Source organism: Holdemanella sp. (assembly GCF_056804935.1).
Genome location: NZ_DBMEXE010000060.1, coordinates 4,282 through 7,889 on the forward strand (window position 1 = coordinate 4,282; position 3,608 = coordinate 7,889).

Genomic DNA, 3,608 nt, shown 5'->3' on the forward strand with positions numbered 1-3,608 from the left:
TGGTAAATCAAAGTGATACATTGTAACAACAGGTTCGATGTTGTATTTTAGACATTCATCAATGACATTGTTGTAGAATTCGATGCCTTTTTCATTCACTTTACCCGTTCCATTTGGTAAGATACGAGTCCATGCGATAGAGAAACGATAAGCTTTTAATCCCATTTCTGCAAATAGGGCAATATCTTCTTTATATCTATGATAATGATCAGAAGCTACAGAGAAATCAGCAACATCACTTGGGTGTTCATACATGTCAATGATAGATGGGCTTTTACCATCTTCATCAATGGCACCTTCAACTTGGTATGCTGAGGTAGATGCTCCCCACAAAAAGTTTTGAGGGAAGTCTTTTAATTTAGAATAGTGCATGGTTTACCTCCTAGGCTAAAGAAATTAATTTGTTTCCATGTTGAATGGTTGTATCATTTTCGAATTGAAGGGAACTGAAATTCTTTGAATTTGTGATGATGATTGGAGTGGTTGTGTCATAACCTTCTTCTTTGATTTTGGCTAAATCAAAAGTTAATAGTAACTGTCCCTTTTTAACTTCTTCATTGACTTGAATTTGAGGACTGAAATATTTTCCTTGTAGATTAACAGTATCAATACCTACGTGCATTAAAATTTCTGTTCCATTCTTTGATTTTAATCCAATCGCATGACCCGTTGGGAAACATACAGTAATTGTTCCATCACAAGGAGCATATAAATTTCCTGTGCTTGGTTCGATTGCGATACCTTTTCCCATGATTTCTTGTGAGAAGACATCGTCATTTACTTCGGATAGTGGTTTTACAGTTCCATCACAAGGTGCGACAATTTCATCTTTTGAAACAGTAGCTACTACTTCTTCTTGTGGTGCATCTTCTTTAAATCCTAAAATCCATGATGCGACAAAACCTACAACGAAAGAAATAATGATTGTGACAATGGCATGAACTACGTTCATAGGGTTTTTACCAATGAAGGCTGGAATAGCAGTTAATCCTGGTGAAACAAAGGCATAACGAACTAGGCCGGTAATTCCTGCATAGATACCTCCGGCAGCTCCACCAATCATAGAAGCAACAAATGGGCGTTTTAATTTTAATAGGACACCATATAAACATGGTTCAGTAATACCCATAACTGCTGTAAATCCAGATGAAGATGCAAGAGATTTTAAGTTTTCATCTTTTGCCTTTAGAGCAACCGCCAAAGTAGCACCACCTTGTGCAATATTGCTTGCTAACATACCAGGTCCATTTACGATTTCATATCCAAGTGTAGAAATTTGACTTGTCGCAATTGGAGTCATGGCCCATGCAGTACCTGTTAGTGTTAAGAATGGTTGGAAGGCTCCCATCAACATTGGAATCAACCAACTTACGTGTGCATTTAAATAGTTAGCGCCAGATTGTACTAAATCGTTTAATAAGTTTCCTAATGGACCAACAATGATTAATGCGATTGGTACAGAGATAAACATCACTAAAAGTGGTTTTAAGAAAAACTTGATAATAGATGGTGAGTATTTTTCGGCAAATTTTTCAACGTAAGACATGATCCACACGCTTAAAATAATAGGAATTACACTTGATGCATAGTCAACTAATACAACAGGAGCTCCAAAGAATGTTAATGGACTTCCTGCAGCGACTAAGCCTGACCATGTTGGGTGTAAAAGAGCACATGCCATAGTCATTGCCATGATTGGACTTGTTTTGAATTTTTGGCTGGCTCCATAAGCTAAAAGGACAGGCATGAAATAGAATGGGGCATCGGAAATAAAGTTGATGATTTCATAAGTAGAACTTGCTTCATTAACTAGGTTAAATAAAACAAGAATAGATAATACGGCTTTGATCATACCACCGCCGATTAGGGCTGGAATCACAGGGGTAAATGTAGTGGAAATTACACTGATAATACGATTGACAATACTGCCTTTTTCTTCATCGGATTCTTCATGAGAAGTAGAAGGGACATCTTTCATTTGGGATTGAATGGCTCTAAAAACAGACTGCACTTCATTGCCAATTACAACCTGGTATTGCCCGCCTTTTTCTACAACGCTGATAACGCCATTTAAAGATTCCACTTTTTTGGTGTTGACTTTATTCATGTCATAAAATTCGAATCTTAAACGAGTTGCACAATGTGTTAATTGTTTGATGTTGTCGATACCACCAATGCTTTGGATGATATCATTTCCTAATTGTTGATAATTCATATTCTCCTCTTTCTAGGCTGATGGCAATAAAAAAGACCAAGATAAAAGGAGCATTAAAAATGCAACTTAAATATCTTGGTCTTGCCTGCATTACCAGTAACAGCCGTTATTTACATGTAGGATGATAGCATAGCTAAAAATAAAATACAAGCACTTTTTGAAATCCCTTTCATGAAAAGACGAAAAAATAAGAATGAGTAGACATTAAAAAATGGTATAATTAAAGAGTTTATGGAGGATATATATTATGAAGGTAGTAACTTTTGGAGAAATCATGCTTCGTTTAAAAACACCTGAAAACTTGCGTATTATGCAAAGCGATGGTTTTGAGGCAAGTTATGGTGGTGCAGAGGCCAATGTAGCCGTAAGTTTAGCGATGTATGAAGATAAATGTGCTTTTGTATCTAAAGTACCAAACAATCCAGTGGGAATGTCTGCGTTGAGTGAAGTTCGTCATTATGGTGTAAATACAGAGTATATGCTTCGTGGAGGCGATCGTTTAGGAATTTACTTCTTTGAAAAAGGAAGTGATATTCGTAATACAAACGTTGTATATGACCGTGCATTTAGTGCTTTTTCACTATCTCAGCCAAGTGAATATCATTGGGAAAATATCTTAGAGCCAGGAGATGTTTTCTATTTTTCAGGCGTAACTCCAGCTGTATCTAAATATGTTGAGGATACAGTAAGAAGTGCTTTGAAATATTGTAAGGAAAATGATATTCAAGTGATTTGTGATTTAAACTATCGTGGAAAAATGTGGTCTAAAGAACAAGCGCAAGTTGTCATGCGCGATTTAATGCAGTATGTAGATATATGTATTGCCAATGATGAAGATTTTGAAGCAACACTAGGAATTCATGCCTTTGATGGTAACTTATCTACAGGTATTGATCAGATTGATACGTATAAAGAAGGTATGTTAGAAATTACTCGTCAATTCCCAAATGTGAAGAGTGTGACAAGTGTATGGTAAATTAGTTGATTGTCTTGAAAAATGCTTGATTTACGGGCATATTCGCAGGTTTGCAAATTGATTTTACTACTCATTTACTACTTTTAACGGATTGAGCCTTGATATGCAAAAAGCACCTGCGGGCTGCCGGATAGACCGCTACACCACCTTACGCGGCACGTCGAAAAGAAAAAATAAAATAACACCACCTATAAGGCGGCGTTTCTCACTCCTACACTGGAGAACAGGAACGCTGCTTTTTTATGCCCTCATGTTACGCAGTAAGGGCAAATGAAGCCTTGATTTATGCGGCTCTTAGAGCGCGGAAATGAGAAATGCAAGGGTTGATACCTTTTCCCTCAAAACCGCGTTTCTACTGCGTAACAAATCCAACCAAAGGAGTGATGAAGCTATGGCAGTTTTCCGCGTGGAAAAGAA

General features: G+C 37.0%; 3 protein-coding genes. 1 reads left to right on the forward strand and 2 read right to left on the reverse strand.

Annotated features, from left to right (window positions below; translation table 11 throughout):
• A partial coding sequence (locus ACZQCL_RS04265; RefSeq protein ID WP_482481919.1) for a family 1 glycosylhydrolase occupies positions 1-372 on the reverse strand: 372 nt, incomplete at its 3' end.
• A 10-nt stretch (positions 373-382) separates the two neighbouring features.
• Positions 383-2,215: a beta-glucoside-specific PTS transporter subunit IIABC gene (locus ACZQCL_RS04270; protein ID WP_278511760.1), complete on the reverse strand. Its 1,833-nt coding sequence runs from the start codon at positions 2,213-2,215 to the stop codon at positions 383-385.
• Positions 2,216-2,462: 247 nt separating this feature from the next.
• On the opposite strand from ACZQCL_RS04270, the gene ACZQCL_RS04275 reads away from it, so the two are divergent.
• The gene (locus ACZQCL_RS04275; RefSeq protein WP_482481920.1) at positions 2,463-3,191 is read left to right on the forward strand and encodes a sugar kinase; all 729 of its coding nucleotides are present in this window, start codon (positions 2,463-2,465) and stop codon (positions 3,189-3,191) included.
• Positions 3,192-3,608 lie beyond the last annotated feature (417 nt).

Bases quoted from the DNA above. Each gene is read 5' to 3' on its own strand.
- ACZQCL_RS04275 (WP_482481920.1), top strand. From the start codon at position 2,463: ATGAAGGTAGTAACTTTTGGAGAAATCATGCTTCGTTTAAAAACACCT.
- ACZQCL_RS04270 (WP_278511760.1), bottom strand. From the start codon at position 2,215: ATGAATTATCAACAATTAGGAAATGATATCATCCAAAGCATTGGTGGT.